This is a genomic window from Clostridium oryzae (genome assembly GCF_002029235.1).
Taxonomy (GTDB): Bacteria; Bacillota; Clostridia; order Clostridiales; family Clostridiaceae; genus Clostridium_AE; species Clostridium_AE oryzae.
The window spans coordinates 1-3,066 of the sequence record NZ_MZGV01000137.1 but is presented as its reverse complement, the minus strand read 5'-3'; the positions used below and the strand labels follow the sequence as shown (position 1 = coordinate 3,066).

2 protein-coding genes are annotated in these 3,066 nt (G+C 30.4%); both read right to left on the bottom strand.

Annotated elements, in window-relative coordinates; genetic code table 11:
• Positions 1-394: 394 nt before the first annotated feature.
• On the bottom strand, positions 395-1,771 hold the full coding sequence (locus CLORY_RS22600; RefSeq protein WP_079428819.1) for a sensor histidine kinase: 1,377 nt from the start codon (positions 1,769-1,771) through the stop codon (positions 395-397).
• Complete coding sequence (locus CLORY_RS22595; protein ID WP_242954497.1) at positions 1,761-2,462, bottom strand: response regulator transcription factor; 702 nt, start codon at positions 2,460-2,462, stop codon at positions 1,761-1,763. Before CLORY_RS22595 ends, CLORY_RS22600 begins: the two co-directional genes overlap by 11 nt.
• Positions 2,463-3,066: the final 604 nt, after the last annotated feature.

The window sequence follows — 3,066 nt, the reverse complement described above, 5'->3', positions numbered from 1 at the left end:
TATCATTTATCTATGAAAGAACTCAAGCTGGGTCTTCTCTTGATGATATTTTACAGCTTTTCAAAGCCGCGTAAGGGCTTTTTATTTCGTGTTGGTAATATTTGTTTGCAATTTCGCTCATTCATAGTTCTTGTTTATTTGTTTATTAGTATTTTCTTGAGAGTTATCTTCATATTACTTCGTATATTATATAAATACATGCTTTTAATAGCACAGACAATTTATTCACACACAGTTAAGAGTTATCCACAACTGCCAACGAACATGTTTAGATAACCCCATAGCAATTTCACTCCGAATGCCTGCCTCAGATGCAATCTTTTTTTGTTTTAAATAAGATTATCTCAGTGTTTCCAATACGTTTAAAAAACGCTCAATTTTTAGGTCTATATATTTATTTTGACACTGGTAGATTGATAACAAATCTGCAGCCATCCTCTTGCCTTTGTTCTATCCTAATGCTCCCGCCATGGTCCTCTATCACCTTTTTAGTTATAGCAAGGCCAAGGCCTGTGCCTCCTGTCTTTGGATTTCTAGAATCGTCACCTCTTACAAAAGGCAAAAATATATCCTGAAGTTTTTCCTTAGAAATACCAGCTCCGTTGTCTGACACCACGAGTTCCATACTTGTTTCATCATAAGATAAATCAAACTGAATTTTAGTACTGTCACCACTATATTTTATAAAATTGTTGATTATGTTGCATATTGCCCTCTCCATCATCTTTCTATTCATAAATACTTTTATGGATTGTTCAGGAATGTTGAATTCATATTGTTTCTTATTATCTTCAATTATTGGTATATATTCTACCAGAAGTCTTCTCAGCATTTCGCAGAAATCAACTTTTTCTTTCACTATGTACTTATTATCAAAATAAGTATAATCAAAAAGATCCTTGATTAAGTTATTAGTTCTCTTACTGTTAGATATTATTATATCTAGATATTTTTCCTTCACGCTTTCTTCTAACAAATGATTTTCCCTCAGCAGTTCACTATACCCTTCAATATTCGTAAGCGGAGTTTTTAAGTCATGGGTTATATCCAGTATCATTTGCTTGTTAATGTTCTGCGCCTTAATTCTTTCACTTATTTCAGTTCCTAATTCAGCTGCCATAGAGTTAAAAGCTTTCTTCAATTCATTAAGCTCGTTATTTGAATTAAAATTTATTCTATGACTATAATTTTTATTTTTAAAGGCGTTTACGCCTTCTAACAGCAAACTAAGCGGCTTACCAATAGTCTTTGATACCAATGCTGCCATGACTTTAAAGAATATAATATAAGCAAGGATCATTAGCGATAAAAATGCTATAATTGCCAAAGCGTAAATAGTAGTATACGGATTTACATCATCATCTTCATATACTAGAAGTATTTGTTGTCTCTTAGCGAGAAAATACTGATGCAAATTCTTTATTCTATTATTTGCTATGCTTAACATCCTATCTTTACTATACATGTAGCCTACTTTATGTGGACTTTTAATACTTAATTTAACTCTATAATCCAAATCTAAAATTTCTATATAACTCTTTCCTTGAATAAAACTATTAGATAAATATTTTTTTAATCCATTATCATTAATTGAGTTATATACATCATCTGCCATAAACACAAAATTAGCAGACTTATTAGAAAGAAATTTCATGCAAAAGCTCATAATTATGATGTATATTATCTGAAAGACTACAAATGAAATAGTATATTTTCTAAATAGATTTTTTTGCAATGAAGAACTTCTATAATTATCCTTTTTATTTCTCAATTTTCACCATCCTATATCCCAACCCTCTGATAGTTTGAATATAATTTTTATCTTCTCCGCACTGAAGCTTGTCCCTAAGTCTGCTAATATGAACCATCAATGTATTATCATCTTTAATATAATCAGAATTCCAAGCCTTTTCATACAGCTGTTCCTTAGTAAATACTCTCCCCGGATTAGCCATAAATATCTCTAAAAGTTTGAATTCCTGTGGATTTAAACTTATCAGTCTTCCATCGTTATACACTTCGAAATTATTCATGTCCATTTTAAGCTTTCCATTTTTATAGATCTTATTCTCCGTAGAATTAAAAGAAAAATACCGTCTTAATTGAGCTTTAACTCTGGATATAACTTCCCTATAATTAAATGGTTTGCATATATAATCATCTGCACCTAGATCAAGCCCTAATATCTTATTATCATCTTCTGATCTAGCAGTAAGAATTATTATTGGAATTAAATTATGTGCTCTTCTCAATTCTTTAATCACTTCAAATCCATTTTTAATCGGCATCATAACATCTAATAATAATAGATTTATTTTATTGTTATTTATCATTTCTATTGCCTCTAGACCATTCCTGCTTTCAAACACAGTAAATCCTTGGTTTTCTATATGTATCTTAAGCAGCTGTCTTATGTCATCTTCGTCTTCACAAATCAATATATTTATCGCTGAAATATCCACAATTTAAAACTCCTTTACTTAATTTCTATAGAAAAAATGAATAATTTGCGAACCAACGATGGGGGTATGACCTACCGGTCATTGCGCCCTTCGGGTTCTGTAAATTAAATAGCTGTTAATTATTTAATGTATCTTTTAAATATAAACTAAGTGCTATTGGATAAACGTTATTCTATGGAATAACAATTTTTTAATTTCTTCGAAGAAAACTAAAGTGCATCGCTAATTTTTTAGAAAGATAAAAAACATCTTTTTAATTTGGAAATTGCTAAAACTAATATCCATTTTAATAGAGATAACCTTAAAAAGCTATCTAAGCAGGACAGGTCTTGGCTTCGAAAACCTGCTTCTTCGTAGAGCCCTGTCACGATTAATAGGCTTTTAAGTAGTTGGATTATTAAAAGAAAGTTAATTATAACAGTTTCCATATTGAAGAGAAGCCTTTAACTCTCTTTATAATTAAGATCACACTTAATAATCTACGAAGAAAAATTAAAGATACAACTTCATCAAATAACGTCTGTAAAATTAACGTGTAGAAATTTTAGAGACGGTACTTTAAAACTAGCAATCTATATAATTTACAGAGCCCGCAGGGAGCGTT